The sequence below is a fragment of the Actinophytocola oryzae genome, assembly GCF_004364325.1.
GTDB lineage: Bacteria > Actinomycetota > Actinomycetes > Mycobacteriales > Pseudonocardiaceae > Actinophytocola > Actinophytocola oryzae.
This window is the reverse complement of the sequence record NZ_SOCP01000002.1, coordinates 127,518-143,490: the sequence shown is the minus strand read 5'-3', so window position 1 is coordinate 143,490 and position 15,973 is coordinate 127,518. Positions and strand designations below refer to the sequence as shown.

Annotated in this window: 14 protein-coding genes; 8 read left to right on the top strand and 6 right to left on the bottom strand. The window is 70.0% G+C overall.

Features of this window, described 5'->3' with window-relative positions; all coding sequences use genetic code 11:
• The first annotated feature begins 158 nt into the window (after positions 1-158).
• Positions 159-2,324: an NACHT domain-containing protein gene (locus tag CLV71_RS04680; protein ID WP_166663929.1), complete on the top strand. Its 2,166-nt coding sequence runs from the start codon at positions 159-161 to the stop codon at positions 2,322-2,324.
• Positions 2,325-2,372: 48 nt separating this feature from the next.
• On the opposite strand, the gene CLV71_RS04675 is transcribed toward CLV71_RS04680, so the two are convergent.
• The 3 genes from CLV71_RS04675 to CLV71_RS04665 form a co-directional block, all read right to left on the bottom strand.
• Positions 2,373-3,506, bottom strand: a complete 1,134-nt coding sequence (locus CLV71_RS04675) for a hypothetical protein (RefSeq protein WP_133901360.1) — start codon at positions 3,504-3,506, stop codon at positions 2,373-2,375.
• A 167-nt stretch (positions 3,507-3,673) separates the two neighbouring features.
• Complete coding sequence (locus CLV71_RS04670) at positions 3,674-4,324, bottom strand: response regulator transcription factor (RefSeq protein ID WP_133901359.1); 651 nt, start codon at positions 4,322-4,324, stop codon at positions 3,674-3,676.
• A complete protein-coding gene (locus tag CLV71_RS04665) occupies positions 4,312-6,567 on the bottom strand; it encodes an ATP-binding protein (protein ID WP_133901358.1) in 2,256 nt (751 codons plus the stop codon). The genes CLV71_RS04670 and CLV71_RS04665 overlap by 13 nt, the downstream gene beginning before the upstream one ends.
• A 142-nt stretch (positions 6,568-6,709) precedes the next feature.
• Between CLV71_RS04665 and CLV71_RS04660 the strand changes: the two genes are divergently transcribed.
• The 6 genes from CLV71_RS04660 (at position 6,710) to CLV71_RS04635 (ending at position 11,801) form a co-directional block, all read left to right on the top strand.
• The gene (locus CLV71_RS04660) at positions 6,710-7,192 is read left to right on the top strand and encodes a hypothetical protein (RefSeq protein WP_133901357.1); all 483 of its coding nucleotides are present in this window, start codon (positions 6,710-6,712) and stop codon (positions 7,190-7,192) included.
• 29 nt (positions 7,193-7,221) lie between these two features.
• Positions 7,222-8,307 (top strand): hypothetical protein, encoded by a 1,086-nt coding sequence (locus CLV71_RS04655; protein WP_133901356.1) that lies wholly within the window; start codon positions 7,222-7,224, stop codon positions 8,305-8,307.
• Between the two features lie 191 nt (positions 8,308-8,498).
• The gene (locus tag CLV71_RS04650) at positions 8,499-9,281 is read left to right on the top strand and encodes a M15 family metallopeptidase (protein ID WP_133901355.1); all 783 of its coding nucleotides are present in this window, start codon (positions 8,499-8,501) and stop codon (positions 9,279-9,281) included.
• A gap of 118 nt (positions 9,282-9,399) precedes the next feature.
• Positions 9,400-9,861 carry a hypothetical protein gene (locus CLV71_RS04645; RefSeq protein ID WP_133901354.1) on the top strand — a complete coding sequence of 154 codons (462 nt, stop codon included), beginning with the start codon at positions 9,400-9,402 and terminating at the stop codon, positions 9,859-9,861.
• 4 nt (positions 9,862-9,865) lie between these two features.
• Positions 9,866-11,191: a cytochrome P450 gene (locus CLV71_RS04640; RefSeq protein WP_133901353.1), complete on the top strand. Its 1,326-nt coding sequence runs from the start codon at positions 9,866-9,868 to the stop codon at positions 11,189-11,191.
• A gap of 139 nt (positions 11,192-11,330) precedes the next feature.
• Positions 11,331-11,801 carry an SRPBCC family protein gene (locus CLV71_RS04635; protein ID WP_133901352.1) on the top strand — a complete coding sequence of 157 codons (471 nt, stop codon included), beginning with the start codon at positions 11,331-11,333 and terminating at the stop codon, positions 11,799-11,801.
• On the opposite strand, the gene CLV71_RS04630 is transcribed toward CLV71_RS04635, so the two are convergent.
• The 3 genes from CLV71_RS04630 to CLV71_RS04620 all read right to left on the bottom strand — a co-directional run bounded on the left by CLV71_RS04630 (position 11,767) and on the right by CLV71_RS04620 (position 15,032).
• The gene (locus CLV71_RS04630; RefSeq protein ID WP_133901351.1) at positions 11,767-13,515 is read right to left on the bottom strand and encodes a TIR domain-containing protein; all 1,749 of its coding nucleotides are present in this window, start codon (positions 13,513-13,515) and stop codon (positions 11,767-11,769) included. The genes CLV71_RS04635 and CLV71_RS04630 overlap by 35 nt on opposite strands.
• Positions 13,516-13,614: 99 nt before the next feature.
• A complete protein-coding gene (locus CLV71_RS04625; RefSeq protein ID WP_133901350.1) occupies positions 13,615-13,830 on the bottom strand; it encodes a hypothetical protein in 216 nt (71 codons plus the stop codon).
• A gap of 89 nt (positions 13,831-13,919) precedes the next feature.
• The gene (locus tag CLV71_RS04620; protein ID WP_133901349.1) at positions 13,920-15,032 is read right to left on the bottom strand and encodes a carboxylate-amine ligase; all 1,113 of its coding nucleotides are present in this window, start codon (positions 15,030-15,032) and stop codon (positions 13,920-13,922) included.
• 458 nt (positions 15,033-15,490) lie between these two features.
• On the opposite strand from CLV71_RS04620, the gene CLV71_RS04615 reads away from it, so the two are divergent.
• Positions 15,491-15,895 (top strand): winged helix-turn-helix transcriptional regulator, encoded by a 405-nt coding sequence (locus tag CLV71_RS04615; protein ID WP_133901348.1) that lies wholly within the window; start codon positions 15,491-15,493, stop codon positions 15,893-15,895.
• Positions 15,896-15,973 lie beyond the last annotated feature (78 nt).

Genomic DNA, 15,973 nt, shown 5'->3' with positions numbered 1-15,973 from the left:
CGAATTCCGACCGCGACCCCCGTTCCGATGCCGAACCATCCGTGCGACCGCGAAACCCGATCCTCCGGTGAACTTCCGGTGGTTCCCGGCTTCGGCTCCGCAGGCCAGTTCTCGAAAGAAATGTTCGGCTACGCTGGAAATCAATGGGTGGGGACTCGATGAGGGGGTACACCGTGCTCCGGCAACCCAGCACCGCGAGACGGTGGACCTTTCTGCTGCTCATCGGGGCGATCGTCGCGGTACTCCTGTGGGTGGTGCTCGCACTGTTCGGCGGCGGCACGAACACGGCGAGCCAGGTCGCGGGAATCGTGTCGGTGGTCTACGCGGCGGTGGCACTGGTCTTCCAGCTCCTCGGCTCCAGCACCGCCACTCTCCCGGACCTGACGGTCGGCGACGCACAGCTCGATGCCGCATTCCGCCTGCTGGCGCTCCGGAGCCAGGAGCTCAGCCAGCAGGAGGAACGCCACTGGCGCATCGGTGATCCACGGCCGCTGCGCATGTCGTGGCGGGGTCGGGGTCACCAACCTGCCGCCGGCATCCACGCCACCTACCGGGGCATTCCGTCCGGTCGCCTGGTGATCACGGGTCGGGCAGGCGCGGGGAAGACCGTGCTCGCTCACCGGCTGATCCTGGAATGCCTGGACCACCCGGACGACACGGCACGAGTGCCGGTGCTGTTCAGCATGAGCAACTGGAACCCCCACCTGACCGGCCTGACCGAGATGCTCGCCGACCGGCTCATCCGCGACCACACCTTCCTGGACGGGGTCGACGCCGCCGGCACCACCTTCGCCAGGAGGTTGCTGCTGACCGGCAGGATCCTGCCGATCCTGGACGGCTTCGACGAGATCCAGCCACGCCACCACATCGAGGCCATTCGTGAGATCAACCGGTTCGCCGGCCCACTGGTCCTCACCACCCGGCCGCCCGACTACATCGCCGCGGTCGACGCCACCGGGGCGATGGGCAACGCGGCCGTCATCGAGCTGGCGGACATCGCTCTCGACGAAGCCCAGCGCTACCTGCAGGCGGGCAACAGCACGACCCGGGCCGTCCGCTGGGGGTCGATCTTCGCGTATCTGCGCGCCGTACCCGGCGACCCCGCGAGCCGCAACCTCGCCTGGGCGCTGCGGACCCCGCTGCTGGTCATGTTGGTGCGCACCATCTACAACGACGTGCCGCACCAGAATCCCGAGGACCTGCTCGACATACGCCGGTTCCCCTCCTTCGACGCCATCGAGGACCACCTCTTCAGCGCCTACCTCGCAGCGCTCTACGACCCCCGCCGCACTCTCCAGAAGCGTCCGGTGTGGACGGACCACCAGGCGCGCCGCTGGCTCGGCTTCCTCGCCGGACACCTGGCTCGCCGCAACACCTACGACCTCGCCTGGTGGCAGCTCGACACCACGCTCGGCCGTCCTGCTCGCGTACTGGTCACGGGCATCGTCACGGCACCGTTGGGTGCCGCCATCGGCATCCTCGGCTACCTCACCGCCGACTGGCTTGCGGGGTCGAGCGGGTCCAACCAGGTCAGCGAAGGGATGCTGGAGACGGGAACCGGCCTCGCCGCCGGTCTCACGGTCGGCGTGATCAACGAGCTGAGAGCGGATCGGGTCCCGGAGCGGCTGCGTTTCGGGCGTTCTCGACCGTCCGCACCATCGCGAGCCTTCCGCGGGTTCGGCGCCGAAGGCGTCACCGGGTTGGTGACCGGGGTCGTGTTCTCGCTCGCCTCGTGGCTGGTCTACGGCGTCGCCTACGACTTCTCACGTCCGTTCGCCGGCGAGTTCGTCGGCGCGTTGGCACCGGCCCTCGCGGATCGGCTCCCCGACGCTGGGGTGGCAGTCCACGTCACCGCGGGCCTCGTGCTCGGTGTCGTCGTCGGGACGACGTACGCGATCGCCAACGTCATCGTGAGTCTGTTCAGCGGCCCGGACAACCAGGACGCCGCGGTCAGCACCTGGGAGCTGCTGGCCAGGGACCGGTCCGCCACACTGTTCCGCGTCGCCATGGTCGGCGCCATGGTGGTGCTGGTGAACGCGATCGCGGTCGGAAACCTGTACGTGTTGGAGAGTCCCGTCCGGCAAGGTGTCCTCTATGGATTCCTGTACGGACTCGTCGCCCTGCTGACCCGGCTGCTGTTCTCGTCGTGGGGCGGGCGATGGCTCGTCTTCGCCCGCCTGTGGCTGCCGCTCACCGGCCGGTTGCCCTGGCGCCCCAAGCGGTTCCTCGACGACGCGCACCGACGCGGCGTACTGCGCGAAAGCGGCGCGGTGTACCAGTTCCGGCACGCCCGTCTCCGCGACCACCTCGTCAGCCGGCACTGACGGACCCGACTCGCCGTGCTCCGGGACGCCGAGGTGACCATCCGTCGGCTACCTCAGGACCTCGCCCCTCCGGTTGACGCGGCCACCTCCTGCACAGATCCTGAGCCGCGCCTGGCCCAGTCGTTCCCCGAACGCCATCGTCAGGAGCAGATCGTCGAAAGAAGTGGCCGACACGCCGCCGAGCAGGGCGACGACCGTCGTGCCACGGTCGTTCGGCACGTCGTCCAACAGGCTGTCCAGGTTGACCGCCCGGAAACCGCCCAGGCCGTGAATGGCCCGCGCGTTCCGGTGGATGCCGTACTCGTTCCGGTTCCACAGGACGACGACGGACGCACAGTCGCCCATCTCGCCGGTTTCGAACCCCTCGTCCCGGTCGTCGAGTTCCTGGGCCTCCTCGTCCACGTTCCGCATGTGGAGCAGCTGGTAGGTGCCCGACTGGGAATTCGGCCGAATCTCCCGGGAAAGGGCGTCAATCGTCACGTACGCAGCGTCCCGCACACTCTTCAGCCCGGCCTGGGTCTCAGCGGCCAGGTGCGGATCGATCGACGAGACAGCGGTCTCCACGTCCGCCTTGATCGACGGGTACTCGTTCTTCACCGCCTGGTCGAAAACCTGGTAGTACCAGAGGGCCAGTTCATAGGTCATCTGACCGTTCGCCAGACCGTCGCGAAGTCCATGCTGCCAACCGGTCAGGTCCTCGCAGAACTTCCTGGCTCTGGCCAGCGAAGGCTCCTCCGGGGTGACCAGCTCCGGCAGTGTGTCCAGCTGCTGTGAGAGCGCCTCCCGGGTGGCCTGCGCGCCGTTCCGCACCGTGAGCAGGCGGGGCAGCATCTCGGCGACCGCGTCCAGCAGTGCGGCTCGCGTGTCGTCGGCCCGCACGGAACCGGAAAGCTGCCGCCATCTCTCCACGTCGTCCGTGTCGTAGCCATTCGCCAACGTGTCCTTGAGCCACTCGTCCGCGCGCTGTCCCGACCCGCGATCCAGCGCACCGTCGGCCAGCGCGTCCACCACCCTCGAACAGAATCCCTCACAGCCGTCACAGAGCTGCCGAACCTGGGCGAGCGACGGGAGATACCGATCCATCGCCGCCCTCTCCACCTCCTCGACATCGTCGATCTTCTCCTCTTCGCCGAGGATCCACATCGCGATGAGGTCCTCGAGGCGTCGGGACGGCGTGGTCATGGCTCCTCCGCGAGAAGACGAGCTTGGTGGACGCCAACCATAGGCATGTCGAGGTCCGGTCACCGTGCCCGGAAGGGCACTCGTCGGGGCGGGTTGTCGACCTGCGGCCGGGATTCCGCCTCCCACCGTCCGACCGGCGCGAAGACGGGCCGCTCATCGCAGGCGGGTCAGATGTCCTCCCAGGTGACCAGTTCGTCCTCCACCGCTCGTTTCAGCAGGTCTGCCTTCGTGCCCGCGGCTCGGCCGGCTTCGGCGTACTTGGCGCGGGCGCGTTCGATGTGTCGGTTCACCGCGCTCAGCGACAGGTACAGGCGCGTGGCCACCATCTGCTTCGAGGAGCTGCGGAACCACGCCAGCAGCACCTCCTTCTCCCTCGGCGACAACCGCGGCCGGTCGGCCGCCGGGTTGTTCGCCATCGCGCCCGCCAGCGACGGCGAGACGTACTGCTCACCGGCCGCCGCCGCGCGGACCGCGGACACGAGGTGCTCGTTGCTCTCGTGCTTGGTCAGGTACGTCGTCGCGCCGCCCGCTATGCAGGCCAGTGCGGCCGCCTGGTCCTGGCGGTGCGTGTACACCACGACCCGCCGCCCAGCCGTGGCCAGCCGCCGCAGGTCGTCGTAGGCCGGCACCCCCGGCCGCAGCTCCAGGTCCAGCACGACCACGTCCGCGTGGTCACCCGGCTCGGTCCACGCGGTCATGATCGAGTCGCCCTCGGCCGTCACCTGGATCGGCGGGTCGGCGGACTCCATCCACAGCCGCACGCCGAGCCGCATCGCGGGGTGGTCGTCGACGACCGCCACCGTGATCACATCGTCCATCGTGACTCCACCCAGATTCGCTCGTCCAGCGGAAGGACCGTCGTCTCGATCGGGTGCCCGTTCGCGGGCAGGTCGACGGGCGACGCGTCGGCCACCACGCTGACGGTCACCGCGGTCTCGTCCGCGTCGATGGTCAGGCGGGCCGTCGACTCGGCCAGCGCCAGCACGGTCAGCGCCGGCTCGGTCAGCGCACGGCGGACGTGGACCGGGATCGACGGCCGCTGCCCGCTCAGCAGCAGGTCGACCACGACCCCCTTGCGCAGTGCCACGTCCATCACCGCACGCAGCTCCTCGACCAGCGGGTCGTCGTGGTCGGTGCGTTCCGCGAGGAGCCTGCGGATCACCGCCGCCGCGACCGCGCACCGGTGCCGGACCTCCCGGTCGCCCGGATCCAGCTGCCCGTCCGCCAGGCCGGTGAGGATGGGCGTGATCGTGGGCATCAGCTCGGCGTAGCGCCCCTGGCGGTGCTGGTAGAGCCGCTCGGCGGTCTCGTGCGCGGTGATCACCCGCGCCGCGCGTGCGCTGTCCTCCTCGGCACTCTGCGCGAGCACCGTCAGCGTGTGGCCGCACGCGCCGAGGGCGAGCTGGAAACCGAGGATCGGGATGGACACGTTGAGGGTGCGCAGCAGCGTCGCGGAGTCGAACTGTTCCGCCAGCGCGAACTGGACCAGGGTGGCGCCGACGTGGACGCCGAGGAACACGACCACCGGCCGCAACCCCCGGTCGAACAGCAGCATCACGACGAACCAGCCGACGGTGCCGTAGCTCCACTGCGCCGCCGTCATCTGGTACGGCGCGGGAACGTCGGCCGCCGCGACCACCGACGCGAGCAGCACCAGCCCGAGCAGCGGGTACCGCAGCACGCCAATGGGCCGGTTGGCGGCGATCGGCACGGCCGTCACGAGCACGACCAGTGCGAGTGCGGCGAAGCAGGCGATCTCGAGCGGCGCCGACGTGTACTGGTCGAGGTGGGTCAGCAGCATCGGCGTGTTCATGCCCACCAGCACCGCGCCGGCGATCAGCACCGTGGCGACCCGGATCCCGCGCAGGAACCGTTCCGCCCCGACCGTACTCGGCGATTCCGGCGGCAGCTCCGCCAGTGTCCACATCAGACGGACGGTCGTGCCCGCGCCCGGCGTCGAGGAGACCGTCGCCGAGCCGTGGATCCGGTCCATGCGCTCCTCGATCGACCCGCTCAGGCCGAAACCCCTGCGGGACGAGGACCGCGTGTCGAACCCGCGACCGGCGTCGGTGACCTCGACCGTCACCGTGCGGCCGGTGCGGGTGGCACGCACGGTCGCCGTGTCGACGCCGGCGTGCTTGGCCACATTGCCGAGCGCCTCGCGGACCGCGCCGCAGAACGCGGTCGCGACCGGACCGGGCACGGCCAGCGGGACGGTCTCGACGTCGACCCGCACCGCCGCCTGCCCGCACACCTGCGCCAGCAGCTCGTCCAGTGCCACGGACTCCGCGGTGCTCGGCAGGTCGCTCGGGGTGCCGATCGTCTCGAGGTCCGTGCCGGCCCGCCGCGACAGCCAGTCGTCCCGCGCGGCGAACACGCCCTCGCCGACCATGAGCAGCGTGTTGGCGACCGTGTCGTGCAGGACGGCCACGTGCTCGGCCTCGTCGTCACGCAGTGCCCTGGCCACCTCGGCCTGGCGGCGGGAGGCCTCGGTGCGCGCGCTGATGTCGTCGGCCCGCCGGGCGCCCTGCCGCACCAGCAGGTACAGCACGCGGGACAGCGCACCCTCGGCGAGCATCCAGGCCGCGATCGCGACCGCCGCACCGGGCTCGTCCGGCACCGCGAGTGCCGCGCCCGCCCCGTACGCGACGGACAGCAGCACGGTCACGGGTACCGCGAGCCACAGGCTGAGGTACCACTGGAGCGCGACCACCGAGATGGACACGACGATGCTCACCCAGCCGATGCCGTCGGCCAGGTAGGCGTCCGGCACGGTCCACTGCTGGGTCAGGCTGACCAGGGCGACGAGCGCGAGGTCGATGCCGATCACCCACGCCTGGGGGTTCCCCGAACGCATCCGCGTCAGATAGGGGTATTGCCAGACGAGCAGAATTCCGGCGAGAATGGCGGTGACCACTTTTCCGGCGGGCGACGCCACCGGCACCGCGAAGAGTGCCGCCAGGGCCACGACAATCGCCCGGGTCACACCAACGTACCGGTAGCTCAGCGCGCGGAGGCGTTGCTCAGCATAGCCGTGTGGCACGATCGGCATATCGGTCATCGGATGCGCGATGTTGTCACCGATGTGACGATCTGTCCATAACAATCGCGCATCGACCTCTTGACCAGCCCATTCTTCGGCGGCCCCGTGTTGGTTGATCGACCAATACCGCGTGCCGCCCCGATCCGGTGAACTAGCCGCCATGGTGGCGATGTTCTCCCAGGTGTACGACCGGTGGCTGTACACACGGCTCGACCTGGAGCTGGTGCGGCTGATCGGCGAGCTGCGCGCGATGGACCCGGCGATAACCCGGCAGCAGCTGATCGTCCAGCAACACCAGAGCTACCTGGGTGAGGTGGACATGCCCGCGCCACGGGACCCGGCCGCCAAGCGGGAGTGCGTCGACAACCTGCGCAGCCGCCGCCGGTACCACGCGGAGCTGGACCGGGTGACCGGGTTCCGCGAGCTGCACCGCGGCCAGCGTGACGAGGCCGGCCGCAAGCTCCAGGAGATGCTGGCGAACCGAAGCCGGCTGATCGAGGTGACCGTGGACCGGCTGCACGGTCACGTCGCGCAGGCCCAGGCACTGAACGGAGGCCCGGCCCGTTCGCTCGTCGTCGACCTCACCGCCTACCTCGACCGGATCGCCGAGCTCGCCGAACCGCCGCAGGCACCCCCAGAGTGATGACCGGCCAGGGCCCGGTGACGGTCAAAATGGGACCCTACGAGCTCGTCGAGCGGATCGACGGTCGACTGTGGCGGGTGCGCGGCCCGGACAAGGCGCCCTACAGCCTGGTCACCGGCGGCCACGACGTCGGCACGCGCCTGCGGCACCTGCGGATCCCCGGCATGGCCGCGCTCGTGGACCGGGGCCCCGGCTACCTCGTCTACGAGGACCTGCCGAGGATCGACGTCGTCACCGAGGTCCGTGCCCGGGGCCCGGTGAAGGGCGAGCGGCTCGTCGAGTTGCTGCGGGTGACCGCGCGCGTCATGGCCGACCTGCACCGGGTCGGCGCGTCGCACGGCGGGCTGGGGCCGCGGTCGGTGTTCCTGGACGGGGACCGGTTCGTGGTCGGCGGTCCCGGTGCGGCCGGCGGCGCCGACCTGGTCGCGTGGGCGGACCTGGCCCGCTTCGCGGCGACGGGCGAGGGTGCGGTGCCGCTGGCGGACCCGTTGGCGGACCTGGTGACCGACTGCTCGTGCCTGCCGGTGGACCGCCGCCTGTCGGCCTCCGAGGTGTGCCGGCGCGTCGAGCTGCTCACGGCACCCCGCCGACGCGCGGACTGGGCGGAGATCGGCAGGCTGGTCGGCGGGCGGCGGTGGCCGAACACCCGCCGCGTGCCCCGCCCGCTCGTGCGCGCCTACGACGAGCTGCACGGCACCGCGCCGATACTGGAGCTGCTCTACCAGTTCGCGGCACACGACGAACGTGAGGGGACCGGCTGGTCGCGGCGCAGGAGGGGCGACCGGATCGAGTGGGCACCGCCGGCCGCGGCACGGGGCAGGCCGGGCGAGCGGGTGACGGTGGCCGTCGAGCTGCGCAACCGCGGCCGGTGGCACTGGCACAACCGGTTCCTGCGGCGCACCGGACCGCGGTACGGGCCACACATCCTCGACATGCCGGAGCTGGTGCCGGTGCCGGACGTCGGCCCGGGGCACACCGTGATCGTGCCCGTCGACGTCGTGCTGCCGCGGGGAGCCGGCGTGTACGGCCAACGCGTCACGCTGGTCGACGAGGACGGCTACTGCCGATGCCCCCGTGCCGAGGGCAGTGTCATCGTGCGTGCGCAGGTGGGCTAGGGGCAATGCCGGTCGTTTAGATCGCCAAGGGTCTGCTTGTGGATCTTGGTCGTGCCTGTTTCCGCTGGTCGCCGATCGTCGAGTTGATCTTGCACTGGCTTAAACGACCGGCATTGGGGCTAGGGGTATGTCTCACTCTCCCCCGCGGCGTCGATCAACACCCGCCGCGACCGTGTGTGTATAAAGGTTCGGTGTCCCGACTCTCCCGCCTCGGCGCGGTCGTGCTCGCCGTCCTCTCCTGCGTGGCTCTCGCCGCACCGGCCTCCGCGAGCGAACGGGACCGTGTGCCGGCCGGGTTCGTCGCTCTGCACGACATCGACCCGACGATCCGGTACGACATCCGCTACTTCACCCGGCACAACTTCGTCGGTGAACGCATCGACGGCTACCTGCAACCGGAGTGCATCCTCACCCGCGAGGCCGCGACCGCCCTGCGTACCGCGCAACGCAGCCTGATCGGGCAGGGTTACACGCTCAAGGTCTATGACTGCTACCGCCCGCAGCGCGCGGTCGACCACTTCGTCCGCTGGGCCGAGGATCTCGACGACGACAGGATGAAGGCCGAGTTCTACCCCGACGTCGACAAGACCCGGCTGTTCGCCGACGGCTACATCGCCGAGAAGTCCGGCCACAGCCGAGGCAGCACCTTCGACGTCACGCTCGTCAGGCTTCCCGTCCGACCCCAACGGCCCTACCGCCCAGGTGAGCCGCTGGTCGCCTGCTACGCCCCGGTCGGACAACGCTTCCCCGACAACACCGTCGACATGGGCACCGGCTACGACTGCTTCGACCCGTTGTCCCACACCGACAACCCGGCCATCACCGGTGCGGCCCGCCACCACCGCGACCTGCTCCGCGACACCCTGGTGGCCGCCGGGTTCCACAACCTCGCCGAGGAGTGGTGGCACTACACCCTCGACGACGAGCCCTACCCCGACACCTACTTCGACTTCCCCGTCACCCATCACGGATGACGACCGCAGCAGTGCGACGGTGAGTGACGCCGACCTGACGTTGCCCCATCCGCCACCCCGTGTTGCCCGTGCGTACCAACCGTGAAACCACGACCGCGGTCGTGCCGTCTCTTCCTGTGTGACCACGAAGTCGAGTGTCGAAGAACTGCGTCGGGTGCTGCCAGGACGGTGGCGCGTCCACGCCACGACCTTCCCGATGTGGCTGTCCGGGAAGAGGCTGGACCCCACGATCACCTACACCCCGCTGCCCGGCGGCGACCTCGTGCTGCGGGACGAGGTCGACTACCGCACCCGTGCCGGCGCGGCCCGACGCGTGGTCGGCACCGACCGCTACCGGCAGGACGACCACCGGTTCGTCTGGCGCGGCCGCGGTCCACTGTGGATACTCCGCAGCCGGTGGCAGGTCGAGCGGGTCAGCGCCGACGGCGAGGTCCTGGTGATCACCTTCGACAGGTCGCTCGTCACGCCCGCGGGCATGGACGTGCTCGGCCGGGGCACCGACGCCCGGCCCGAGCTGCGCACCAACCTGGACGGCAGCGGCCTGGACGCCGACCAGTTCTCCCGACTCACGTGGCTGTGACGCCATGACCACCACACGGCTGCCGCCCATGGCGCCACGACTCCCGGTTCTCGGCAACGCGCTGGCGATGGCGGGCGACATCCAACGGTTCCTGGTCGCGCAGCACCGCGCGCTGGGGCCGGTCTTCCGCGTCCGCGCGCTGAACCAGGCGTTCACGATCATGGCGGGCCAGGAGGCCAACCAGTTCCTGCACAGGCACGGCGAGGAGCACTTCTCCAGCCGGGACACGATGGGCGGGCTCGACCGCGAGTTCGGCATGCGCGTCCACGTCCTGACAGGGGCTCCGCACCGGCGCCTGCGCAGGACCCTCGGCAGCGCCATCTCCCGCGACCTGCTCGCCGCGCGGTGGGACACCTTCTCGGCACACACCGAGGCCCGGATCCGCGCGTGGCGACCGGGTGCGCCGCTGCGTGTGGTCGACCAGTGCCAGCGCCTGGCCGCCGACCAGTTGTCGAGCGTGCTCACCGGTGCCGCGACGACCGACCGGTTCGAGCAGCTGCGTTCGGCCTTCGAGCGGGTGCTCGACGTCACCGTCGCCGGGAAATGGCCGAGGGCGGCACTGCGGCTGCCCGCGTACCGGCGGGCACGGGACGAGATCCGCGCGTTCGCGGGCGCCGCGCTGGCCGAACGCGCCGCGAGGCCGCACGACGGCAGGCCGGACCTGCTCGACCACATCCTGGCCGCGACCGACCAGCACGGGCGCCCCTACCCGCCGGACGTCCAGGCTGGCATGGCGCTGCAGGGGTACTTCGCGGGCATCAACACCGTGGCCTACCTGTACAGCTTCCTGGTCTACGCCCTGCTGCGGCATCCCACCGTCCACCAGCGCGTGACCGAGGAGGTCGACGCCTCGTTCGTGGACGGCCGGCTGCCGTTCGAGCGCCTGCGCTCGATGGCGGTGACCCACCGGCTGGTCATGGAGACACTCCGCCTGTACCCGCCTGCGCCGGGCTCCACGAGGACCGTGGTGAAGCCGTTCGAGTTCGGCGGCTGCCACGTGGGAACGGGCACGCGGGTGCTGGTCGCCACGACCGTTCCCCACCACCTGCCCGAGCACTACGCGGATCCCGACGCCTTCGACCTGGACCGCGACTTCACGGGCAGCCGCCGGAAGGGCGTCTACGCACCGTTCTCGGTCGGCGGCCACACCTGCCTGGGCGCCGGCATCACCGAACTGCTGGCGACGGCCACGGTCGCGCACCTGGTGCGCGACGTCCGGCTGCGTCTACCGTCCCCCGACCACCGGATCCGCATCCGCGCCACCCCCGGCCCGAACCCCGGCAAACGATTCACGGTGACCGTGCTGGGATCGCGACAGCGCATCGCATGACAGGCCGGGCCCGGTGGCTTCCCCGGTCGCGATCCGCCACCCCGGCCGGGAAGAGGGTGCCGCGACCCACGTCGCCGACCGCGTTCGACACGTCCGGCCCGAGGATGGTTCCGGGGTGTTCGGACTACCCTTTCGCGCTATGCCAACGCTCTCCCTGACAGCCAGGATCCGCGGCACCGCCGAGCGGACGTTCGACGTCATCACCGACCTCCGTGGCTACGGACGGTGGCTCGACACGTCGGCCGACTACACGGGCACCATCGACATCACCGACGGCCCGGTCCGGGTCGGCACCGAGTACGTGGAGCGGAGCGGCCTCGGCGTGCGCCGAGGCGTCGTCACCGCGATGCGGAGCCCGGAGACCGTGACGTTCCACCAACCGATGACCCTGCGACCACGCCTGCTCGGCGTCATCGACAGCGCCGTGACCTACACCCTCACCGAGTCGGCCGACACCGTGACTCTCCAACGGGACATCGAGATCACGCTCCCACCGGCACTGAAACCCTTCGCGCCGGTCGTCGTCGCGCGTTACCGCAAGGAAAGCGAGCGCACCCTCCACGCGTTGAAGAACTTCATCGAGGCTCCGCAAGGCCGTCCCCCGGCATGACGTGTTCCAGGAACCCCCGTGCCTGCTCTCGCAGGATGTTGTTGTCCATGGCGTTGGCGACACCCAGCAGGTCTCGTGCCGAGTTCGCGAGCTTCGCGTGCTGTTCGGTCGCCTGGAAGAACTCGCAGAGCCTGTGGGCCACCCAGGCTTCCGCCCCGAGAGCCGGTTGCGGCCGCCGCCTGATCGCCTCGAGTGCTTCGAGGAGGGAGTGCTCGACTTCGTCGTACCGGCCGAGGCTTTCCAGTGTGCGGGACCGGTAACCGATCACCCAGGTGACGCCACCGGCGTCGTCAAGGCCCTCGTAGATCCGCTGAGCCTCGCCCTCCACCCGCAGAGCGTCGTCCTGCCGGCCGCCCATCTCGTAGGCGAGTCCCAGGTAGTTCAGGGTCCACGCCGTGTGCCTGTCCTCGCCCCACTCGCGTGCGAGCGCCACGGCCTCTTCCAACGTCGATATGGCATGGGCGTGGTCGTCCAGCTCGCGCAACCGGGCACCCCGGGACGCGAGGAGCCCCGATCGGTCCCCAGCCGTCATGTCGTGGGTGAGCGCCGACTCCAGGACCTGGATCGCCTCGGCCGACTCGCCGCGGTTGCCCAGCAGGTCAGCCAAGGTGAGGGAAAACCGGGCCAGTGCGGGGATGTCGCCGTCCGCGACGGCCGCGTCCTGCGCGGTGCGCAGCAGCACCTCCGCGACCTCCGTCACGACCGACTCCGCCACGCTGACGATGCCGCCGACCATCGACGCGGCGGCGTGGTCGTCGAACTCGCGGACGTGGACGAACTTCGCCGCGTCCAGTCCGATCAGGCTTCGGCACGTGATGAGCACCAATGTCGAACCACTGTTCGGTATCAGGGGCTCTGCCTGGTCGGCGGTCTCCACGTTGTCCAGGAGGAGGATCGCCTTCGTCCTCGCCGCCGCGACGTGCCATTGGTCGAACTTCAGCTGCGGCTTGCCCTCGGGGACGATGTCGAGCCGCGACAACAGGACGTCGACCGCGTCCACAGGGTCTATCGGTTCCCGTTGGTGACCGCGCATGTTCAGGTAGACGAGCCTGTCGGACCGGCCCTTCCCGAACCCGTGCGCGAGGTGGATGGCGAGCTTCGACTTGCCGACACCGCCCATGCCGTGGAAGACGATCACCGGCCGCGCGGTCGACGCGTGCTGCCTCGACGCCTCGATCTCGTCGACCCGATTCGTGAAGTCCGGGATGTCCGCGGGAAACGTGGGGTCGACCTGGAGCGCGTCCTGCACCAGCCTGCCCATCGTCTGTGGCGTCTGGCCGGCTGCCCGCGCCTGGTCGACCTTGATCCGCAGCCGCTCCGCGAGCTGCCGCGGCGTGTGGTCCGCGGCGCGGAGGTAGCCGATGTGCGGGTGCAGGAGTTCGGGCGGTATCTCCGCGTCGTCCATCAGGAACGGGAGGATGTAGTCGTCCCCCCGCTCGACCGCTCTGAGCATCGCGTAGGAGAACTCGTCCCGCGGGTAGGGCTTCGAGAAGTACTCCACCGAGATGAACGGGACGAAGTAACGGGTGGCCGACGAATAGACCTTGCGAAAGGCCGTGAGGAAGTTCTTGCCCCACAACTCGTTCGTCATGTCCCGGTCATAGAAGACGCGGAGACCGAGTGCCTTGGCGGCGCGGACGACGGCTTCGACGTACTCGCGGTGCTCACCGGCGAAGGAAACGGCGACATCGTAGTCGTCGTCCGCCGCGGTCACCTCGGCACCCTACAGCGCTCCTCGGGGCGGTGCGTGAATTCCCGGTCGCCTGTGCTCAACCCCCGGGCGGCACTGAAGAAATGGCTGTGGCACCTTTCCTCAACGGGTGTTGTCGTGCTCGACGACCTGCGTCGCACCCTTCTTGGCAAAGGCGGCCCACAGGTTGAACCCGATGATCCCCAGACCGGCCGCCAACCACAGCCACAAGAAGCCGCTGGTGCTGTCCTTCATCTGGATCACACCGAACACCAGGATGGCAAGACCGAAGATCGCGCCGAAGACCGCGACCGGCTTGGACGGACGGATGCGCTGCACGTGACCTCCCAGTTCGAGTTACTGCCCCGGGAGTGCCCGCCCCGGTGACGATCACACCGCCCAAATGGAGCAACCAACCGCAACGCCTCTCACTGTCGGGCGTGAGTGGCGGTAAGGGTGAGGTGGTCGACGACGTCGGTGAGCCGGCCGCGGACACGTCGGACGGCGCGCTGTCGGTCCGCCCCGCAGCCGCGTTCCGCCAACTCGAGCCATTCCCGCTCGATGAGGTCGTGGTCGCCGTTGCGTCGGGCGGCATCCCGGATGTGGGCGAGCAGGTGGACCACCCGTGTTCGGGTGGGCTGCAGGCGCGCGGTGTGCGGGTCGACGGCGTGGCCGGACAGGCCGTCGCGGGCGGCGCGCCAGTAGGCGGTCCGGAGGATCTCCGGTTCCGGGTCTGGGTCGGGTTCACCGGCGGCAATCGCCTCCACCGCGGTGTCCACCAGCCCTCGGACCAGGGCGGCGAACAGCTGGGTCTCACCTGGCGTGGTCGCGGCGTCGGCCACGCGGACCTCCACGGTCGGCAGGTGGTGCGAGGGCCGCACATCCCAGTACACGCCGGCCGAATCCATGATCGCACCGGAATCCCGCAGCCGGCCCAGCAGGTCGTCGAAGTGGGCGGGTGAGTGGAAGAAGGGCGGCGGCCCGGCCGCGGGCCAGCGTGCCCAGCCCATCGCACGCCAACTCGCGTAGCCGGTGTCGCGGCCGGCCCAGTAGGGCGAGTTGGCCGAGATCGCGACCAACACCGGCAGCCAGGGTCGCAGATGGTTGCTGACCCGCAGGGCCACGGGCCGCTCAGCCAACCCGACGTGCACGTGGCAGGCACACGCGGACTGCTCGTCGTTCAGTGCCCGGAAACGGGCGAGGCTCGCCGCGTAGCGAGGGTCGGCGGTGACCGGCGGCGGGGTCAGCTCCCCGAGCACCGGCGTCCCGGAGGACACCGCCCGCACCCCGTGACGGGCCGCGGCGACCGCGGTGGCGGCGCGCATGGCCCGGACCTGCTCGCCGAGCGACAGGAGGCAGTCGTGCGGATCGGTGCGAGCTTCGACCTGGAACCGGGTGAACTCGGTCCCGACCCGAGCGCCGAGCTCGTCAGCGGCGCTGTCGGCGACCAGGGGCCCCTCCGCGCACGTCGCCCGGCTGACGGCGTCGACGATGAGGTACTCCTCCTCGACGCCGACGGTCAGTCGGCCCTCCCTCGCCATGCCCTGATTCTCCCTTGATCGGCGGAGTCCGGCGAATGCTGAGCGAACCGAACACGAGGACGAACGAATTCACCGAAACGGGGCCTGGGCCTCGGGCCGCCGACAAGCTGACAATGACTACGGCCAGGCCGCCATCGGAGTCGGGAGTCCTGATGCTGGTGCTCGGGCGCGTACTCGAACCGCGCGACCTCTCGCTCACCGGATCGGCACCAACGTCGTGCGGACGGGCGGCGCGCCGCGTTGGCGGGCTGTGACGGAACCGGCTGGCGTCGGGCCCTGGACGGCCTCGTCAATCCACAGTGGACACATGAGGAGTCGCTATCCTCGACGACCCCCGTCTCCCGCCAGGGAAGTAAGCGATCTTGTGGGTAAGGATCCCGCGCGGGCTACGGTTGCCCGGACGATCAGGGGCAAGGGCGGAATCGAGGCCTTTCACCGGCGATGACAGGAGAGTCGTCATGACCGCGAGGTGCATCAGTGGACGTCATCGCGACCACGACGTCTACGCGGCGCTGTGTCCGTGCCGGACGATACTGGACCTCCTGGCCAACAAGTGGTCCGCGCTCGCCATCGGCACCCTGGAGGGCGGCGCACAGCGCTTCGGTGCCCTCCAGCGGAACCTGCAGGGAATCAGCTCGAAGGTGCTGACCCAGACACTGCGCCGGTTGGAGGAGCACGGCCTCGTCGACCGCACCGTCTACCCGGCCGTCCCGCTGCACGTCGAGTACTCCCTCACCCGGCTCGGCGTCAGCGCCGCCGCACCGCTGGCGGCGTTGCGCGCCTGGGCGGAGGACAACCTGGACGCGGTCGACGAGAAGCTCTCCGACCGTGCGGCCGACGCGCTGCCATCCGATGACCGGTAGGACGAGCCACAGCGAGTCCCGTCGGGTGGCCGGATCCGGGGCCAGGGCCCGGATCCGGCGCCACACCGAGCCTTCCAC

Excerpts from the sequence above, each read along its gene's own strand:
- CLV71_RS04680 (WP_166663929.1), top strand. The coding sequence starts at position 159 with ATGAGGGGGTACACCGTGCTCCGGCAACCCAGCACCGCGAGACGGTGG.
- CLV71_RS04675 (WP_133901360.1), bottom strand. The coding sequence starts at position 3,506 with ATGACCACGCCGTCCCGACGCCTCGAGGACCTCATCGCGATGTGGATC.
- CLV71_RS04670 (WP_133901359.1), bottom strand. The coding sequence starts at position 4,324 with ATGGACGATGTGATCACGGTGGCGGTCGTCGACGACCACCCCGCGATG.
- CLV71_RS04665 (WP_133901358.1), bottom strand. The coding sequence starts at position 6,567 with ATGACCGATATGCCGATCGTGCCACACGGCTATGCTGAGCAACGCCTC.
- CLV71_RS04660 (WP_133901357.1), top strand. The coding sequence starts at position 6,710 with ATGGTGGCGATGTTCTCCCAGGTGTACGACCGGTGGCTGTACACACGG.
- CLV71_RS04655 (WP_133901356.1), top strand. The coding sequence starts at position 7,222 with ATGGGACCCTACGAGCTCGTCGAGCGGATCGACGGTCGACTGTGGCGG.
- CLV71_RS04640 (WP_133901353.1), top strand. The coding sequence starts at position 9,866 with ATGACCACCACACGGCTGCCGCCCATGGCGCCACGACTCCCGGTTCTC.
- CLV71_RS04635 (WP_133901352.1), top strand. The coding sequence starts at position 11,331 with ATGCCAACGCTCTCCCTGACAGCCAGGATCCGCGGCACCGCCGAGCGG.
- CLV71_RS04620 (WP_133901349.1), bottom strand. The coding sequence starts at position 15,032 with ATGGCGAGGGAGGGCCGACTGACCGTCGGCGTCGAGGAGGAGTACCTC.
- CLV71_RS04615 (WP_133901348.1), top strand. The coding sequence starts at position 15,491 with ATGACCGCGAGGTGCATCAGTGGACGTCATCGCGACCACGACGTCTAC.